This window comes from Streptomyces sp. NBC_00289, from assembly GCF_041435115.1.
Taxonomy (GTDB): Bacteria; Actinomycetota; Actinomycetes; order Streptomycetales; family Streptomycetaceae; genus Streptomyces.
In genome coordinates this window covers 10060376-10077423 of record NZ_CP108046.1, presented here as the reverse complement: position 1 = coordinate 10077423, position 17048 = coordinate 10060376, and the positions used below count along the sequence as shown (strand labels likewise).

Genomic DNA, 17048 nt, shown 5'->3' with positions numbered 1-17048 from the left:
TTGCGGCAACGGGGTGAACCGCCTCTGGCCTGGGAAGCAGCTCCACCGGGGAACTCCTGGGCAGCAAGAACTCACGGCAGTAGCGGCAGCACCTGCGGTCACCTTCACGGGTGACAATGAGCATCGTGACCCACTCCACCAGGGCATGCGGAACATCGAGTACGGCACGATAAGGAACCAACAGAGCCCCAAGGCTGAAGAGTTGAGCGTAGACACCTCGCTCAACAGCCCTGGGGCTCTGCCCGTTCCGCCCTCACCACACCTCACCCGATCAGTAGCCGAACTGAACAAGCTCACTGGACGTGACGGTGGGTGATCAGGCAGACGGCGAGGCTGAGGAATGCTTCGTGGATGTCGTCGCGTCGTTCCCAGCGGATGCGCAGGCGGCGGAAGCCGTGGAGCCAGGCGATCGTGCGCTCGACGACGTAGCGGAAGATGCCCAGTCCGGTGCCGTGCGGCTCGCCTCGCTTCGCGATCACGGGGCGGATCCCTCGCTGCCAGAGCAGGCGCCGGTATTTGTCGTGGTCGTAGCCGCGGTCGGCCAGCAGCGCGTCCGGCCGCCGGCGCGGTCTGCCGGCCCGGCCCGCGACGGCCGGGATCTTGTCCAGCAGCGGCTCGAGTTGGGTGACGTCGTTGCGGTTTCCGCCGGTCAGCGACACCGCGAGCGGGATGCCCTGTCCGTCGACGATGAGGTGGTGCTTGCTGCCCGGACGTGCGCGGTCGACCGGGCTGGGTCCGCTTTTGGGCCCCGTCGGGCCGCGCGGACGTGCGAGGAATCGATCACCGCCCTCGACCAGTCCAGCTGGTTCTTCGACCGCAGCTTCTCCAGCAGCAGCACGTGCAGCTGGTCCCAGACTCCGGCCTCGTTCCAGGCCGCCAGGCGCCGCCAGCAGGTCATCCCCGAGCCGAAGCCCAGCTCCTGCGGCAGGTACTCCCACTGGATCCCGGTATGCAGGACGAACAGAATCCCGCACAGGCCTGGCGGTCCGGCACTCGAGGTCTGCCCTCGACCTGCTTCGGCGCCGGCCCGGGCAGCAACGGCTCGATGAGTGCCCAGAGTTCATCCGACACGATCCACGGTCGCGACTGACGTTTCCCCACGACGAGATCAACGAGCGGACAGGCCAACAGTCACATGATCAACAGCTTTTGTTAGAGCCAGTAAGTCCCAGGTCCAGATCGACCGTCCGCTTGCGGCCTCCGCCCACCCGGCGTACCCGCCCCAACGGGGCCTCACCGGAGTGGCCTCCCGCACCCCGGCGGCCCGGGCGACCAGCCTGATCCCGCCACGGGCCAGCGACCGGGCTTCCGCCCCTATCAGCAGACGCCGCTGCCTCTCGTCAAGATGCGGGAAGATCGCCTCAAACTTGGCTGCCAGAGCTTCCCGTTGAACCTCCGATACGCCCATACCACGCCAACGAGTCGGCCAGCGGGAAGCTACGGGTTAATGCTCTGCGAGCCCTTAAGTTATTGGTATTGAGGCTAAAGCTGGTCGGCAGTGTTGGTGACCGTGACCGTAGCCTCGACGAGGTCGCCGGGGCTGTTGTCCCACGTGTCCCAAACCTTAATTTTATAGCTCTTCGTCTGGCCCGGGGCAAGGCGAATTGTTGAGCCTTGCGTGTGTCCGTCCCAGCCGAAATCAGGGTCCGTGGGACCGTAGCAGTGATTGTCCTCGAAGATGTATAGGCTGCTGACGTAGTCGACGTAGCCCGATGCTACCTGCTTCGCCCCGGCGCCCAGATCACCCGTGACTTCGCCCCCAGCGCATGATGAGACGAGGTTGATACCCGTCCAACCAGGTGACTGTGGAGTCAGGGCAATCTTCCCGGAACGCAAGCTGTAGGCATGCGTATAGTCATCGGGTGTGAAGACAGTGCTGTCGTCGTCTTGCGCGTGAAAATTTACTCTGACGGCAACGGTGTTGACCCAGCCGCCGTTCGTGGTGGCAGACGCAGGTGATGCGGGCAGCGCGATGAGTGCTGCAGCTGCGGCACCAGTGCCGGCCAGGGCGAGTGCCTTACGGAGAAGAGGCATGCTTTATCCTTTTTTTGGTGCAGAGCGCCAGCAGTTGAGGGAAGCCCTGACAGCGGGCTTAGCTGCTGACACCTGACAACACGCGCACTAAGGGTCCGCTGGACTGGGTAATCGGTACTCCATCCCAGGCCATGCCGCGCGAGGCGACGACGCTTAGCGTGGAATCCGGGTCTTCGAAGTTAAGCGGTGCGGAGGTGTCCGCGGGCTCGGCGGGTGGTCACGCAGCGTGTGCGTAGGCGCTGGCTGTCGGCATTGCGGAAACCGAACGCGTTGCGGGCGACCAGCTTGATCACGCGGTTGATTCCCTCACTCTTGGCGTTGTGGTGTCCGGTGTCGATGAACTCGGCGATCTCGGGCCACCAGCGGTCGATGGTGGTGGCGAGGGTGCGGACTTCGGGGATGTCGGCGTCGGTGCACCAGGTCAGGAACCAGCGGGCATGGCCGATGGTCACGTCCCCTGTGATGGTGTAGGCGATCAATCCTCCGTAGTGTTCGGGGTGTTGGGGAGTGCATGGGTGGTGTGGTCGGCGTGTTCGGCGGCGTAGATGGCAGTCATGCTGCCTTCGGACAGGTAGCGGCGGGGGAAGGCGATCCATTCGTCGTGCATCTCGCTGAGCACGGCGGTGACCAGCCGCTCGAGGGCGGCCGGGTTGGGGAAGACCTGCACGACGTCGGTGCGGCGCTTGATCTCGCGGTTGATCCGCTCCAGGGGATTTGAAGACTGGATCTTCTTCCAATGCCAGATGGGAAAGGCAGCGAAGGCGGTCAGGTCCTCCTTGGCGTCCAGGAGCATCTGCCTGACCTTGGGAAACTGCTGCCCGAGCATGTCGGCCACCGCATCGAGTTGGTGATGGACGGCTTCGGCGGTGGGCTGGATGAAGATGGTGCGGATGGTCGCCGCGACCATTTCCCCGGATTCCTTGGGGATCACGGAAAACACATTCCTCAAGAAATGGACACGACAACGCTGCCAGGCGGCACCGAGCATGACCTTGCGGATCGCTGCCACCAGGCCGCTGTGACTGTCGGAGATGACCAGACGGACCCCGCCCAGGCCGCGTTCGCGCAAGGAGCGCAGGAACTCGCTCCAGAACGCTTCGGTCTCGCTGTCACCGACCATCACACCCAGCACCTCACGGCCGCCGTCCTCACTGATGCCGGTGGCGATGACCACGGCCTGGGAGACGATCCGGTGGTTCACGCGCACCTTGCAGTAGGTGGCGTCCAGGTAGAGGTAGGGGAAGCGGCTGTGATCCAGGGGCCGGCCGCGGAAGACCGTGAGCTGTTCGTCCAGGTCACCGCAGATCCGTGAGACCTCGCTCTTGGAGATTCCGCTGTCCGCGCCGAGCGCCTTGACCAGGTCGTCGACCGAGCGGGTGGACACCCCGTGCACGTATGCCTCCATGATGACGGCGTAGAGCGCCTGGTCGATGCGGCGCCGCCGTTCCAGCAGGCTGGGGAAGAAGCTGCCGCTGCGCAGCTTCGGTATCGCCAGGTCCAGATCGCCGGCCTGGGTGGCCAAGGTCTTCTCCCGGTGGCCGTTGCGGAAGGCGGTGCGGGCTTCGGTGTGCTCGTTCCACTGGGCGCTGATCCGGCCGCTGAGCTCGGCCTCGATCAGCTCTTGCAGCATGCGCTCGGCGACGTTGCGGACGAGCTCGATCCCGTCCGCCGTGCGTAGTGACTCCAGCAGGCGTTGTAGGTCAGACTGGGACAAGGCCATCGGGCACCTCCAGGGTTGAACTGGCCGTTCACCAGGGAGATTTGCACGGTGGCCTGCCTCATGCGCAGGGAGCGGAGACCGTCACCGGATGCACGCCCCGGGCACCCGCCCGCGCACACCCACACGGTGATCGCCTACACCATCACGCGGGACGCCATCTGGCCGATTTGTTCACGATTGGCGCCGGTGCGGGCCAGGGCGAGGAGGGTACGCAGGCTTTCCCTGGCGATCCACACGGTCAGCAGCCTCTGCCCGATCGGTCCCTCGTCCAGCAGCGGGTTCCACATCTTCGCGAACTGCTCGTCGGTGAGGTTCTCGCGGTTGCGGAGCAGCCGTCGGCGGGCTGTCCATTCTGGGTCGGTGGCCCGTCCGCGCCGGCCCCGGACCCCGGCGGTGGTGCGACGCCGCACGGTGGAGAGCACCTTGTTCGCGCGCTGGACGACGTGGAAGTGATCGACGACCACGACGGCGTGCGGAAGTCCGGTGCGGATCGCGGCCCGGTAGGTGGCCGACATGTCGAAGGCGACGTATTTGATGTTCTTGCGCCAGTCCCCTGGTGTGGTGGACAGCCAGGTCAGCACGTCAGCGGCGGTGCGGCCCTCGACCTGGCCGAGCAGGGCACCGGTGCCAAGCGCGTCGATGAACCCGGTGTGCCGGCGGTCCCGCACCAGCAGCCACTCCCGGTGTCGGGATCCTGTTCCCAGCCGGTGCGGCCGCGCCTGGTCTCGTCGATGCCCAGCACCTTGTCGTGATCCGGGCCCCGGCCGGTATCTGCGGGACCTGCTCGGTGAACGACTTGCGCGGACAGGACACTTCCCCGCACCACCACCGGCGCTTGTGCCAGAAGAACTCCAGCCCGCGCTCGCCGTACGGAAGGTCACGCGGCCGGGTGGTCGCCGGCCCCTTCATCCGGGAGGAGAAGACCCCGCACTCCGGACAGGCCCTGGCCGCCTCATCCGCCGTGACCAGATGCACCCGTCGGGTGCCGTCCTCAAGCCGCTCGACCCGGTGTACGGACACCCCGGCCAGATCCAGCAACAACGTCGTATCGTTGACCACGCCCGTGGCTCCCCAGATGATCGTTCTTCTGCCTCAAGAACAGAAATGATCACCCAAGTACCACGGGCGTCCTGCATCCAGGACCGACAACCACTCCACTCATCACGGACTGTGACGGGAAGTCAGTACGTACTCCGACACGCACCGCTTACTGACTTCGGCTCGTTAGGGTGAATCTTCGCGAAGTCCCTGAGGGGCCTGTGGTGGTGGCTGTATTCCGTGGTGTGTGAGGTATGCGGATGGGGGCGGGCTGACCTCTGCGGGGCGCCGGCGCCGGGAAACGATACGGATGCGGGCAGCCGAGTTGTTCGAGCAGAAGATCAAGCCGCCGGAGGTTGCAAGGCGCCTGCGGGTGAGCCTGAAATCGGCTTACCGGTGGCACCAGTTGTGGCGGGACGGAGGTCGTGAGGCTCTGACCTCGCGTGGCCCGAGCGGGTCGCGATGCCGTTTGTCACCGCGCTGCCTGGAGAAGCTCGCCGGGTATCTCGAGCAGGGCCCGGCCGCGCATGGATGGGTGGAGGACCAGGTGTGGACCGCTGCTCGGGTGGCCACGCTGATCGGCAGGAAGTTCCACCTCTCCTACAGCGTCTCGGGAGCCACCAGGCTGATGCACCGGCTCGGCTTCAGCTCCCAGGTCCCCGCGCGGCGGATTGCCGAACGCGACGAGCAGGCCGTCACCGCGTGGAAGGAGGCGACCTGGGCGGAGATAAAAGAGCCCGGGCGGCCTGCGGAGGCTACATCTGCTTCGAGGACGAAGCGGGTTTCACCCGCCGACCGCCCAAAGGGCGAACCTGGGGCCGGCGCGGCCGCACCCCGGTCGTGACGGTCAGCGGCCGCCGCTCGGGGCGCCTGTCGGTGGCCGGGCTGATCGCCATGCGGCCAGGCTCACGGACCCGGCTGTGCCACCGCCTGCGCACCCACCCCGCAGGCAAGGGCAAGCGCCGCAGCATGGGCGAGCGCGACTTCATCGCGCTGATCGACGGCGTCCACCACCTCCTCAAGGCGCCGATCGTGCTGGTGTGGGACCGGCTCAACACCCACGTCTCCCACGCCATGCGTGAACTGATCGCCGAACGTGAATGGCTCAAGGTGTTCCTGCTCCCCGCCTACTCACCCGACCTCAACCCCGTCGAGTGGGTATGGGCGCACGTCAAACGGAGCCTGGCCAACCTCGCCGTCGTCGCCCTCGACCGGCTCCAAACCCTCGTTCGCAACCGGCTCAAACGCCTCCAGTACCGGCCCGACACCCTCGACGGCTTCATAGCCGGCACCGGCCTGGCCCTCGACGATCCAAAGTCACCCTGACAAGCCGAAGTCAGTAACTTCGAAGACTCGGAATCCCGGCGGCTGGGTCCAGGGCGGCTTCAAGTTCCCGGTGGGGGTGGGCTGTCGGTGATGCCGCGGATCCAGATGGCGTGTTCGGTGTGTCCCGGTCGCTTGGGTGGTCTTGGCGATGTTGTCCACTTCCAGCAGCCGCAGTGCCGATGGCCAGGTTCCGCAGAGCACGGCCGGCGATCGCGGTGGACGGCAAGGCACTGAGCGTTTTCAGGGTGGCCACTGATCGAGTGATGCAAGGGGATGGCTGGCAGGGCAACGGACGAGGCTCCCAGGCAGTTGAGAGAGGTATCTGACATGCGATCTCGGTTGCCGGGGAGCCCCGTTGATTACGTATCCTGCCGCACTCGACCTCCCGCATGCCCTCGTGGAGACGGTCACGATGCTGATCGTCCTTCGTGAGGGTGACCGCCGGTGCAAGCTCCGTCCGTCCGCGCGTGCGGTTGTCGCGCTCGTGTACTTGCGCCAGCACACCACGCTGGCCCAGATCGCCGCTGGTTTCCGCATCAGCGTCGGGACCGCGCACGCCTATGTCCGCTCCGTGGTGGGCCTGCTGGCGCGCCGGGCTCCGGGGCTGACGCGGGCCCTGCGTGAAGTGAAGGCCCGGGCGGAATACGTGCTGGTGGACGGCACCCTCGCGGAGTGCGACCGGGTCGGTGACGGCCGCGGGGACTACTCGGGAAAGCACCGGCGTCACGGTGTGAACCTGCAGGTCGTCACCGATCCGGACGGCACCATCGTATGGATCTCGAAGGCGCTGCCCGGTCGCACCCACGACCTCACCGCCGCCCGCACCCACCGGATCATCGACACCTGCCGCAGACTCGGTATCCCGGTCCTGGCCGACCTCGGCTACCTCGGTGCCGGCGGCACCATCACCACCCCGATCCGACGTTCTCCCGGCAAAGAACTCAACCGCCGGCAGCTATCGCTGAACAGGGCTCATGCCCGCCTGCGCTACCCGGTCGAGCGCGGCATGGCCCGATTGAAGACCTGGCGGATCTTCCGCAAAGCCCGCTGCAGCCCCACCTGGCTCACCACCGCAGCCAAAGCCGTCCTCACCCTTGAGAGCTACTGCTGAAAATCCTCACTGTCCGGCTCCGCGCACCGGCAGCAGCGCCACCGGCACCTGCTGTCCGCCGTCACCCACGCCCCCGCCCTCGCCCTGGCCCAGCGGGAGGTGGGGCCAAGACCAACGACACAGCCGCCTTCCGTCCGCTGTTGGAACCCCTCGATCCGACCGCGCACCGTGGTCACCTTCGACGCCCTGCACAGCGTCGAGGACCAGGAGAAGAAAGCCCACTGCATCGCGGTGATCAAGGGAACCCAGCCGACCGCGTCGGCCCAGGTCAAAGCCCTGTCGTGGGAACAGGTGCCCGTAGCGCACACCGTCTCCGGCATTGGGCACGGGCGGCGGGAGTCCCGCTCGGCCAAGACCATGGCCATCGCGGCGAACCTGGACCCGATCGCCTTCCCGCAAGCACGGCCGGCCCTGCGCATCCACTGGCGCCGACAAGAGAGCAAGGGCTCGGCCAACTCCGGCAAGGGTGCGGCGAGTTCGCTCCGCGAAGCCTGGCCACCGTGCGGGCGATGGGCATCACCGCGCAGATCATCGTCCGCGCCGGCTCTGCGTACTTCTCCCACAAGGTCGTCGACGTCTGCCGCAAGGCCGGCGCACGGTTCTCGGTCGCGGTCAAGAAGACGATCCGCGAGGCCATCGCGGACATCGCCGAGGACGCCTAAACGCCGATCCGGTACGCCGCCGCCGTCCGGGGACGAGGAGGAGGAATGCCGGATCTCCGACGCCGAGATCACCGAGGCCCCCTTTCACAGCGTTCACCAGCAAGAAGAAGTTCCACGCCACCGCCCGGCTGATCGTGCGCCGCGTGAAGCGCCTGAACCTCAAGAGGATGCGCGAGGCTGTTCGGCGTCTGGCGCCACCACGTCATCTTCACCGACAGCCCGTTCCCCTGGCCCAGGCCGGACCCATACACCGCGACCACACCCAGACCGAACAGGCCTTCGCCGATTTCGAACACTCCGCGCTCGCCCACGCCATCGGGGAAGTTCCCTCGCCGCCACTGCCTACAATCTCACCCCGCGCCGCCGGGCCATCTCGCCTCCGTCTTCCACGCCAGGGCGCGGACCGGCACCATCGCCGCCACCTGATCAACATCCCGCCCCGCTCGCCACCGGCGCACGCCGCCTCACCCACCACCTGCCCCACCTCTGGTGCTGAGCCGACGACTTCACCCACCTGCGAACGGCAACCGGACAGCGCATGGTCACCTGCCCCCCACGACCGCCCGGCCCGCCCACGACCCGAAAGACCTCGAAGCCCCCGCACGGACGGTCACCCGGCGATCACCGCTACCCGCATCCCAAAGAAGAACCCAGAACCCGCCCGAAACCCATGATCACAATTCACACGGTGGATCGAGACTGAAGCATCACCGACAGCCCGCTCCCAGCGGGAACTTGAAGCCGCCCTGCCGCAACTGTTCCCACGGCCAACACCGGGAATGACCAACATCAACTGACGCAGTAGGGGCCATTTTTTCACCCCGTCGGAATCGGCTCACAATTCAAGGTGTCGTGGACACGTAACGTCAGGCGAGTTGCAGCGTTTACGGCTGAAGTCCGGCCACGGACGAAGGTCCACTCGAACTGACGGCGGAGCTGGTCCGGTACGGGATCTGGGGCAATCGCGCTAGAGGGTTACTCCGCCTCCACAGACCTGAGCAAGATCTACTCTTCCCTTTACCTGGCGAGATGCTTGCAATAGGCAGTGCGTACCGACGGGACAGGGTGAGATAGTTTTGAGTGCATCAGATCAGATAGTCGCTTACGGCATTATATTCACACTCACGGGATTCTTTGCGTGCATCATTTTGTTGCTTATCCTGGGACTCGCCCGTGAGGCGATCGCCGAAGTTCGCAGGCATCTGAGTTCTCGACGAGATTAAGTACGTGCCATTTTGGCTGTTACCGCGTACGCGCACTCCTGTCGTTTTGCAGCGACGAATGGGAGGACCCTGCCGAACCGCACTTCACCTTGCGGGCAACCTACTTCAACAGCATAAGGATGCTGAGGACCGCGACAGTGGCTGTCGAAATTGCTCAACTGCGCCATGTCTTTGCAAGACACCAGGTTTCGGCAATGATCACCGAATCCCATAGGGTGCTTCTCGGAACTCGGCGTGGCGGCCTGCTCTCAGAGCATGCCAACACCAATCATGGGAAGCAACTCGCACAGAAGGAATTGCAAGCGCGATGGAAAACGAGGACCAACCCGCGGCCGGATGGACTGTACCAGGTTACACGCATGATCGCGAGCTCGGCTCGGGTGCCAGCGGATTAGTAGTAGGAGCACGGGAAGACGCAACAGGAACTGCAGTAGCCATCAAGTATCTTAACCAAGAACTGTGCGACGACCCTGCTTTTCGTAAAAGATTTCAAGAAGAGGCCCGTCTGCTGGCGAAATTGCGGTCTCCTAGTGTGGCTCAACTGTACGAGTTTGTCGTGAATCCCGCTGGAATGGCCATCATTATGGAGCTCGTAGATGGCATTTCTTTACGTACGCTTTTGAGTATCGAAGGCATCGTAAGCCCTGAGGCCTCGCTCACACTACTCAAGGGATCATTGCTCGGCCTAGCAGCGGCACATGCTAGAGGTGTCGTGCACCGCGATTATAAGCCCGAGAACATCCTCGTCTCCCTGAATGGATCATCCAAACTCGTAGATTTCGGCATTGCTGTACCGAATGGGGCGGTGGCTGAAATCGCAGGTACGCCATCCTACATGGCACCGGAACAGTGGAGGGGGCAACCAGCCACGCCTGCTACCGACGTCTATGCCGCGACGGCAACATTCTTTGAATGCCTGACTGGAACAAAGCCCTATAGCGGAAGTACGACAACTGCACTGGCTGTACAGCATGCTGAAAGCCCCATCCCTGTCCACCAGGTACCAGAGCCGCTGCGTTCACTGATATACCGTGGCATGGCCAAAACGCCAGTCGAAAGACCAGAAAGCGCGACGGCTTTCCTCCACGATCTTGAAATGATTGCATCGGTAGCATACGGCGCCGAGTGGGAAGATCGCGGACAGAGGAAGTTGGCAGCCCTTACTGCTCTACTACCTCTACTCTTCCCGTTTACCACTGGCCCTTCCTCGGCGGGTACAGCACTAGCCACCACTTCGCTGAATCAGCCTGGGAGAGCTGTCTATCAGCGGGCTTCCACCGATTCGATTTCTATTCGTCGTAGATGGAGAAGGCCTAGTGTCTACCTCGCAGGCGCTGGCGCAATCGCCACGTTCATCGGCGCGGCGATAGTCACTGCACCTTCGCATGACCGCGGGAGTGCGACCTCGCCTGTGGTAGGAGTCGCGCCCACAGCCATGTCGTCCTCGGTGGTTCCTTCTGCTGGTGGCCCGTCTACCTCATCGGCCGCATCGGCAAATGTCACAGAATTGAGCACCCCGTCAGAGGCTCCCGGCTCTGGCGCCGTACCTTCACCGTCCATTAGTGCCCCTGATGCGACTGAAACGACAGTAGGCCCGCGTACTACGGTGTCACCGCAGGCAGACCCCGGCACGCCTAGCGCATCCCCGACTTTTGCAACCGGGGAACCACTGCCTTCGACGTCACCGGCGAGGACCGTGCATGTACTTTCCGTTAACATCACCAACGTCGACTGCAAGGGCAGTCGGGGTGACGCCTCTATAACGGTGCACACAAATGGGGTCGCTGGGGGCAGTTTAAATCTCACCTGGCTGAGTGGGGACCGCCCCGAGCCACAAGGCAGCCACGTGGAGGACGTACAAACTTTCCCCCTTCCTGAAGGCGAGAACTCCGTATACATTAGTGCGCACCATTCCTTTGCCGGAGAAAACTGGTGGGGCGCTATGGTGTCAACCTCACCTGACGCCGACAGTGGTGAAAGATCGTATAAATTCCTCGATGCCTTTGTGTGCGATCCTCCCCGCTGACCTACCGACCTGGAAATTCACGATGACCCAACCTCTGAGCCCACAACCATCGGATAGCACTAAACCACAGCGTATCGGCGATTTTGCGGGCACCGATGAGGAACCCACCCAAGTGAGCAATCCGCCGACAGTCACCGAAGGGCTGCCCAAACCTGTTTCCACATTCCCTGAAGTACCCGATCATGAATCACGCGCCACACTGCTCGACGCTGCTGCACTCTGGGAGAGCACGGACTCCACCGTCATATTTCCCGAGGACACCGTGCCTCTCCTCGACACAACAGCATCTCTGACTCAGCCATCGTCCAGCTCAGCCAGAGACTTGGAGTATAACCTGGATTACCGGTTCAGGGTGCCAGGTCAAAAGTGCCCAGCCAGCGCGAGTCAGCCTTTTCGTTACGGCCGAAAATGGCTCCTGCCGGGTATCGTCCTACTCGCTGTCGTCGCGTACTTCGCGTGGTCTCGTTATACCAACCTGACCGACATCGCGAGTGTCACCGTTCGCGCTTCCCCCGCCAAAGTCACGTGTGACGAAACCATAAAAGTAATTGGTCTCGTAAAAACAAACGGCGATCCTGGCATCATCAGCTACCGGTGGCTACGCAGCGACGGCACCCATTCCGCAACACTGCGTGAATACATTGCCTGGGGCACACGGCAAACGGAAGTTTCCATGCATTGGGCTGTCGAGGGGCGTGGATCCTTCCGTGCCACGGCGACTCTCGAATTACTTCCTCCTACACCAATGAGCGCTCGCATCACGATTCCCTATTCATGCTGAATAGGGGCATTGCAGAAGAACCAATGGCATGTCTCACCCTTCCGTGGTTACTGACCTTCAAAGCGTGGTGTCGTAGGGCTGACGTCTCATGATCCCTGCGGTATGCCGACCGCATGAGGTATGCGCAAGGGGGCGGGCTGACCGACGAACGGCGGGCCTTCCGCGAGAAGTTGCGGTTGCAGGCGGCTGAGCGGTTCAGGCAGGGCGACGAGAACACGGTCATCGCTCACGACCTGCGGGTCCGCGTTCGGTCGGTACAGCGTTGGCGCACATGGTCGCTGGACGGGCCGAGAGCCCTGGCCTCGAAAGGCCGGCCTCGCTGCCGTTGCTCAGCGACGAACTGTTCGCCGCGCTGGAGCGTGAGCTGGCCAAGGGCCCGGTGGCACATGGGTGGTCGGACCAAACGTCGACCCTGTCGCGGATCAGGACGCTGATCGGGCGCCGCTTCCACAAGAGGTACACCGTGCAAGGAGGATTTTCAGCAGTAGCTCTCAAGGGTGAGGACGGCTTTGGCTGCGGTGGTGAGCCAGGTGGGGCTGCAGCGGGCTTTGCGGAAGATCCGCCAGGTCTTCAATCGGGCCATGCCGCGCTCGACCGGGTAGCGCAGGCGGGCATGAGCCCTGTTCAGCGATAGCTGCCGGCGGTTGAGTTCTTTGCCGGGAGAACGTCGGATCGGGGTGGTGATGGTGCCGCCGGCACCGAGGTAGCCGAGGTCGGCCAGGACCGGGATACCGAGTCTGCGGCAGGTGTCGATGATCCGGTGGGTGCGGGCGGCGGTGAGGTCGTGGGTGCGACCGGGCAGCGCCTTCGAGATCCATACGATGGTGCCGTCCGGATCGGTGACGACCTGCAGGTTCACACCGTGACGCCGGTGCTTTCCCGAGTAGTCCCCGCGGCCGTCACCGACCCGGTCGCACTCCGCGAGGGTGCCGTCCACCAGCACGTATTCCGCCCGGGCCTTCACTTCACGCAGGGCCCGCGTCAGCCCCGGAGCCCGGCGCGCCAGCAGGCCCACCACGGAGCGGACATAGGCGTGCGCGGTCCCGACGCTGATGCGGAAACCAGCGGCGATCTGGGCCAGCGTGGTGTGCTGGCGCAAGTACACGAGCGCGACAACCGCACGCGCGGACGGACGGAGCTTGCACCGGCGGTCACCCTCACGAAGGACGATCAGCATCGTGACCGTCTCCACGAGGGCATGCGGGAGGTCGAGTGCGGCAGGATACGTAATCAACGGGGCTCCCCGGCAACCGAGATCGCATGTCAGATACCTCTCTCAACTGCCTGGGAGCCTCGTCCGTTGCCCTGCCAGCCATCCCCTTGCATCACTCGATCAGTGGCCACCCTGAAAACGCTCAAGGAGTGGCCGCCCTGCTCAAGCGGCACGGTTGGAGCTGCCAGGTCCCCGCCCGGCGGGCGATCGAGCGGGACGAGAACGTGGTGGCCGGCTGGGTGAAGGAGACCTGGCCCCAGGTGGAAGGACCGTGGCGGCGCTCGACGCCTGGCTCGTCTTCGAGGACGAAGCCGGATTCTCGATGACGCCGCCGACCACCCGCACCTGGTCCCGCCGCGGCCACACCCCTGTGGTCCGCGTCCGGGGCCGCTCCCACCGCCGCTTACCGCTGGCGGCGACCGCCTTCATCGCGGACCACTCGGTGTCGTACTCGGGCCGCACCACGGCGACCATGCGGACCGCACGTTTGCGCAGCTCAAGAGGGTAAGGGGAAGGGCGTGCCATGACTCGATCCTCTCAAATGATCGAGTCCCTATCGAACCCGGAACGGTTCAGACGGCCTCTTGTGCATGGCCTCTTGTGCGTCTTCCCACCGCTGCTTTTGCGCTGGTGGAAAGCCAAAAGTGGGCAGCAACCTGCTACGGAGAAGTAGAAGACCCAGTGTGAAGCTTCCTCTTGATGTTGGACACCTGGAGACTGGGACGTGAGGTTTCCAGAGAAGTAGTGCAAGGTGGGAAGCAAGTGCAACCGCAGCAGGCGGTATACGGAGGAGTTCAAGCGCGATGCGGTCGCGCTGGTCCGGTCCTCCGGCAAGACCGTCACCGAGGTGGCCCGGGAGATCGGGGTCAGCGCCGAGGGGCTGCGGAACTGGGCCAAGCAGGACACGATCGACCGCGGGCATGGGCACCGGGTGAGCTGACGAGCGCGGAGCGGGAAGAGCTGAGTCGGCTGCGTCGGCAGAACCGTGAGCAGGCCGAGACGATCGAGGTGCTGCGAAAAGCGGCGGTCTTCTTCGCGAAGGAGAGCGATCGATGAGCGAGGTGTACGCGTTCATCGAGGCGGAGAAGACCACCCGCCATGTTGCTCTGTTGTGCCGGCTGCTGAAGGTAGCCCGGTCCTCCTTCTACGCCTGGCTGGCCGGCGAGCCGGCCCGCGCCGCCCGCCGGGCCGCCGACGACGCCCTGGCCCACGAGATCACCGTGTTGCACATCGCCTCCCGGCGCACCTACGGGGTGCCGCGCATCCATGCCGAGTTGCGCAGGCTGGACCGGCGGGTCAACTGCAAGCGCGGCGACATCACTTACACAGCCGTTGGCGCGACATGGCTCTACCTCGCCACGGTGATCGACATCTGCTCGAGGAAGGTGGTGGACTGGTCGATCGCGGACCACCTGCGCACCTCGCTGGTCACCGACGCGATCGAGATGGTCGTGGCCGCCCGCGGCGGCCGAGTCCACGGCGTCGTTTCCACACCGACAGGGGCGCCCAAGGCGGATTCAACTTGTCGTCGCAACACCTTGATCACGGAGGTGTTGGATGGGACGGCCAAGGAAGCCGATGCCGCAGGTGCCGGCCGGGGCACGACGGCAGTGGGCCGCGGATCGGGCGATGCGGGCACCGATGCGCTCGCCCGGCCGCCCGGAGCCGTCGCGCGCTGTGCAACGGGAGTCTGGCGCCTGATCGCGTCCGGGGTCACAACGGTCCAGGCCGCCGAAGGGGTCGGCGTGTCGGCACCGGTCGGGATCCGATGGTTTCGACACGCTGGCGGGATGACGCCGCTGAGCCTGGACGAGCCCACCGGCCGGTACCTGTCGTTCGCCGAGCGTGAAGAGATCGCTCTGCTCAGGGCCCAGGACAAGGGCGTGCGGGAGATCGCTCGCAGGATCGGCCGAGACCCCGGGACCGTCTCTCGTGAACTGCGCCGAAACGCTGCGACCAGGGGCGGCAAGCCGGTATACCGCGCCGTGGTGGCGCAATGGAAGGCGCAGCAGGCCGCAAAGCGTCCGAAGCCGGCGAAGCTGGTGGGCAACGAGCGGCTGCGCGAGTACGTGCAGGACCGGCTCGCTGGCAACGTCCGTGGCATGACGGCACGATCGTCCCGGGCCCCAGGACACCGCCGTGGAAGGGGTTGAACAAGCCCCATCGCCGAGACCGACGGTGGTCGACGGCATGGAGCCCAGAGCAGATCGCGCATCGGCTGAAGGTCGACTTCCCCGATGATGAGTCCATGCGCATCAGCCACGAGGCTATCTATCAGTCGCTGTTCATCGAGGGGCGTGGTGCGCTCAAGCGTGAACTGGTCACCTGCCTCCGAACGGGGCGAGCGTTGCGGGAGCCGAGGGTCAGGTCACGGAACAAGCCCCAAGGGCATGTCACCGCCGATGTCGTCCTCAGCGAGCGCCCCGCCGAGGCCAACGACCGGGCCGTACCCGGGCATTGGGAAGGCGACCTGATTATCGGGACGGACAGGTCCGCGATCGGCACGCTTGTCGAGCGCAGCAGTCGTTCAACGCTCCTGGTCCCAGGGCCCCGGCGTGTGCCTGGATCGTCCGGTTTGGTTATGTGATGCCGTAGAGGGCGAGGACGCGGGGGCGCTCGGTGTGGGCTCGTCGTCCGGCGGCGGTGTTGACGTAGCCGGCGAGCTTGAGCGCGCTGCGGATCAGGTCGCGGAGGGTAGCGAGTACGGCGGGCGCGTTGCGGGTTCTGACCTGGGACTTGTCCTCGTTGAAAGTGACATCTCGACACCAGTGGACGGTATTTTCCACGGTCCAGTGCCCGCGAGCCCAGGACGCGATCTCGGCTGCGTTCGCTTCCTCGGCGGGCAGGTCGGTGATGGCGTAGACGGTCTCGCTGGACCATTTTTTCGCCCCGTAGAGACGGCGTCGGCGCTGGATCCGCAGGACCTGGGCCGCGTGCGGGAAGAGCAGGCCCTCGACGGTGACGACCTGCACGAGCCGCTGCTCGTGACGGCCGTGGCCCCGGGCGTCGTCGCGGTGGATCACAGGGATCTCCTTCCAGGGCAGGGCGTGGAGTTGACGGGCCTGGCCGCGCTGGTTGTTCTTGATGGTCAGCAGGTAGTGAGCGCCGCGTTCGCGCAGGTAGATGGCGTGGTCGCGTTGGGCGTGGAGGGCATCGGCGGTAACGACCACCCCCGTGAGATCCGCGTCGTCGATCTGGTCGAGGAGAGGTGCGAACTCGGGGATTTCGTTGGTCTTCGCGCCGATCTCGCGGGAGGCGAGAGTGACACCGTCGCCGTGACGGACGGCGGACAGGACGAAGACGCGGCTGCCGTCCGGGCGCCTCGCGCCGCGCAGGCACTTGCCGTCCACCGCGATCGCCCGCCGCCGGAGCCGTACCGGCTCGGCGCGGGCGGCCGCCCGGTGAGCCCGGCGCTGTTCACGTTCGGTGCCACCGTCGGGCATCACCGGCTCCGGCCGGCGGGGCTGTGCGGACAGCAGAGGCCGAAGGTAGTCGTAACCGGCCGCGCCGATCTCACCGGGATCGAGTCGCCCCAGGACGCTGCGCAGGGTTTTCTCGCTCGGCACCCGGTAGCGGCCAAGGAGTGGGTGGTAGGGCAGGCCGAAGGCGGCCAGTTCCTCCGGCGCCGCACGTCGGCACCACTCCGCCGCCGCGGTGATCGAGTCGTGGCCGGACGGGGTCATCGCGCAGACCACCAGGGCCAGCAGCGAGGAGAGCCGGTACCGCACTCCGCAAGCCCCTCTCGGATCGGTGACCGACTCGAACTCGGCGACCAGGCAGCGCACTTGCTCCTTGGCGGCACCCTCGCCGAGGGCTTCCAGGCAGGGCGCACAAGGCACGGGGACAGCGACAAGGGATGATGGAGAAACGAACACGGCACCTTCGTGGATCTTGCAGCGTAGAGAACTACATGA

General features: G+C 65.0%; 16 protein-coding genes and 6 pseudogenes. 11 read left to right on the top strand and 11 right to left on the bottom strand.

Translation table 11 applies throughout. The annotated features are described in order from the left end of the window. Window positions 1–88 precede the first annotated feature (88 nt). From OG985_RS45815 to OG985_RS45780, 8 genes and pseudogenes are all read right to left on the bottom strand, one after another. Window positions 89–181: pseudogene (locus tag OG985_RS45815) on the bottom strand (IS5/IS1182 family transposase); the annotation flags it as partial. A 112-nt stretch (window positions 182–293) separates the two neighbouring features. Continuing rightward, window positions 294–1101, bottom strand: a pseudogene (locus OG985_RS45810) (IS5 family transposase). A gap of 62 nt (window positions 1102–1163) precedes the next feature. After that, window positions 1164–1408, bottom strand: a pseudogene (locus tag OG985_RS45805) (ISAzo13 family transposase); the annotation flags it as partial. A 74-nt stretch (window positions 1409–1482) separates the two neighbouring features. Then, on the bottom strand, window positions 1483–2034 hold the full coding sequence (locus tag OG985_RS45800) for a hypothetical protein (RefSeq protein ID WP_371666683.1): 552 nt from the start codon (window positions 2032–2034) through the stop codon (window positions 1483–1485). Between the two features lie 179 nt (window positions 2035–2213). Further along, window positions 2214–2513: a transposase gene (locus OG985_RS45795; RefSeq protein WP_371666685.1), complete on the bottom strand. Its 300-nt coding sequence runs from the start codon at window positions 2511–2513 to the stop codon at window positions 2214–2216. Next, window positions 2510–3754: an IS256 family transposase gene (locus OG985_RS45790; protein WP_371666686.1), complete on the bottom strand. Its 1245-nt coding sequence runs from the start codon at window positions 3752–3754 to the stop codon at window positions 2510–2512. Before OG985_RS45790 ends, OG985_RS45795 begins: the two co-directional genes overlap by 4 nt. A 134-nt stretch (window positions 3755–3888) precedes the next feature. Then, the gene (locus OG985_RS45785; RefSeq protein ID WP_371666687.1) at window positions 3889–4422 is read right to left on the bottom strand and encodes a transposase; all 534 of its coding nucleotides are present in this window, start codon (window positions 4420–4422) and stop codon (window positions 3889–3891) included. Next, window positions 4337–4729: a transposase family protein gene (locus tag OG985_RS45780; RefSeq protein ID WP_371674696.1), complete on the bottom strand. Its 393-nt coding sequence runs from the start codon at window positions 4727–4729 to the stop codon at window positions 4337–4339. Before OG985_RS45780 ends, OG985_RS45785 begins: the two co-directional genes overlap by 86 nt. Before the next feature lie 367 nt (window positions 4730–5096). Here OG985_RS45780 and OG985_RS45775 point away from each other — a divergent pair, with 367 nt between their 5' ends. The 4 genes from OG985_RS45775 to OG985_RS45760 all read left to right on the top strand — a co-directional run bounded on the left by OG985_RS45775 (window position 5097) and on the right by OG985_RS45760 (window position 7891). Continuing rightward, a complete protein-coding gene (locus OG985_RS45775) occupies window positions 5097–5636 on the top strand; it encodes a transposase (protein WP_371674237.1) in 540 nt (179 codons plus the stop codon). Beyond that, on the top strand, window positions 5552–6118 hold the full coding sequence (locus tag OG985_RS45770; protein WP_371674239.1) for a transposase: 567 nt from the start codon (window positions 5552–5554) through the stop codon (window positions 6116–6118). Before OG985_RS45775 ends, OG985_RS45770 begins: the two co-directional genes overlap by 85 nt. A 355-nt stretch (window positions 6119–6473) precedes the next feature. Continuing rightward, window positions 6474–7229, top strand: a complete 756-nt coding sequence (locus OG985_RS45765) for a transposase family protein (protein WP_371666485.1) — start codon at window positions 6474–6476, stop codon at window positions 7227–7229. A gap of 509 nt (window positions 7230–7738) precedes the next feature. Then, complete coding sequence (locus tag OG985_RS45760) at window positions 7739–7891, top strand: hypothetical protein (protein ID WP_371666689.1); 153 nt, start codon at window positions 7739–7741, stop codon at window positions 7889–7891. A 68-nt stretch (window positions 7892–7959) separates the two neighbouring features. Here the strand turns inward: OG985_RS45760 and OG985_RS45755 are convergent, their stop codons facing one another. Continuing rightward, window positions 7960–8202 (bottom strand): hypothetical protein, encoded by a 243-nt coding sequence (locus OG985_RS45755; protein WP_371666690.1) that lies wholly within the window; start codon window positions 8200–8202, stop codon window positions 7960–7962. A 1219-nt stretch (window positions 8203–9421) separates the two neighbouring features. Between OG985_RS45755 and OG985_RS45750 the strand changes: the two genes are divergently transcribed. After that, window positions 9422–11140 carry a protein kinase gene (locus OG985_RS45750; protein ID WP_371666691.1) on the top strand — a complete coding sequence of 573 codons (1719 nt, stop codon included), beginning with the start codon at window positions 9422–9424 and terminating at the stop codon, window positions 11138–11140. 22 nt (window positions 11141–11162) lie between these two features. Continuing rightward, complete coding sequence (locus OG985_RS45745; RefSeq protein ID WP_371666692.1) at window positions 11163–11921, top strand: hypothetical protein; 759 nt, start codon at window positions 11163–11165, stop codon at window positions 11919–11921. Between the two features lie 478 nt (window positions 11922–12399). On the opposite strand, the gene OG985_RS45740 is transcribed toward OG985_RS45745, so the two are convergent. Then, window positions 12400–13155, bottom strand: a complete 756-nt coding sequence (locus OG985_RS45740) for a transposase family protein (RefSeq protein WP_371666485.1) — start codon at window positions 13153–13155, stop codon at window positions 12400–12402. 122 nt (window positions 13156–13277) lie between these two features. Here OG985_RS45740 and OG985_RS45735 point away from each other — a divergent pair. The 5 genes and pseudogenes from OG985_RS45735 to OG985_RS45715 form a co-directional block, all read left to right on the top strand. Next, window positions 13278–13460: pseudogene (locus OG985_RS45735) on the top strand (winged helix-turn-helix domain-containing protein); the annotation flags it as partial. Beyond that, on the top strand, window positions 13406–13642 hold the full coding sequence (locus tag OG985_RS45730; protein WP_371674172.1) for a hypothetical protein: 237 nt from the start codon (window positions 13406–13408) through the stop codon (window positions 13640–13642). The pseudogene OG985_RS45735 and the gene OG985_RS45730, both read left to right, overlap by 55 nt. 243 nt (window positions 13643–13885) lie before the next feature. Continuing rightward, the gene (locus tag OG985_RS45725; RefSeq protein ID WP_371666695.1) at window positions 13886–14074 is read left to right on the top strand and encodes a transposase; all 189 of its coding nucleotides are present in this window, start codon (window positions 13886–13888) and stop codon (window positions 14072–14074) included. 112 nt (window positions 14075–14186) lie between these two features. Further along, window positions 14187–14594, top strand: a pseudogene (locus OG985_RS45720) (DDE-type integrase/transposase/recombinase); the annotation flags it as partial. A 118-nt stretch (window positions 14595–14712) separates the two neighbouring features. After that, window positions 14713–15688, top strand: a pseudogene (locus OG985_RS45715) (IS30 family transposase); the annotation flags it as partial. 25 nt (window positions 15689–15713) lie between these two features. Here the strand turns inward: OG985_RS45715 and OG985_RS45710 are convergent. After that, on the bottom strand, window positions 15714–17009 hold the full coding sequence (locus tag OG985_RS45710) for an ISAs1 family transposase (protein ID WP_371666527.1): 1296 nt from the start codon (window positions 17007–17009) through the stop codon (window positions 15714–15716). Window positions 17010–17048: the final 39 nt, after the last annotated feature.

Coding starts and splice junctions, on each gene's coding strand:
- OG985_RS45800 (WP_371666683.1), bottom strand. CDS start 2,034: ATGCCTCTTCTCCGTAAGGCACTCGCCCTGGCCGGCACTGGTGCCGCA.
- OG985_RS45790 (WP_371666686.1), bottom strand. CDS start 3,754: ATGGCCTTGTCCCAGTCTGACCTACAACGCCTGCTGGAGTCACTACGC.
- OG985_RS45760 (WP_371666689.1), top strand. CDS start 7,739: ATGGGCATCACCGCGCAGATCATCGTCCGCGCCGGCTCTGCGTACTTC.
- OG985_RS45750 (WP_371666691.1), top strand. CDS start 9,422: ATGGAAAACGAGGACCAACCCGCGGCCGGATGGACTGTACCAGGTTAC.
- OG985_RS45745 (WP_371666692.1), top strand. CDS start 11,163: ATGACCCAACCTCTGAGCCCACAACCATCGGATAGCACTAAACCACAG.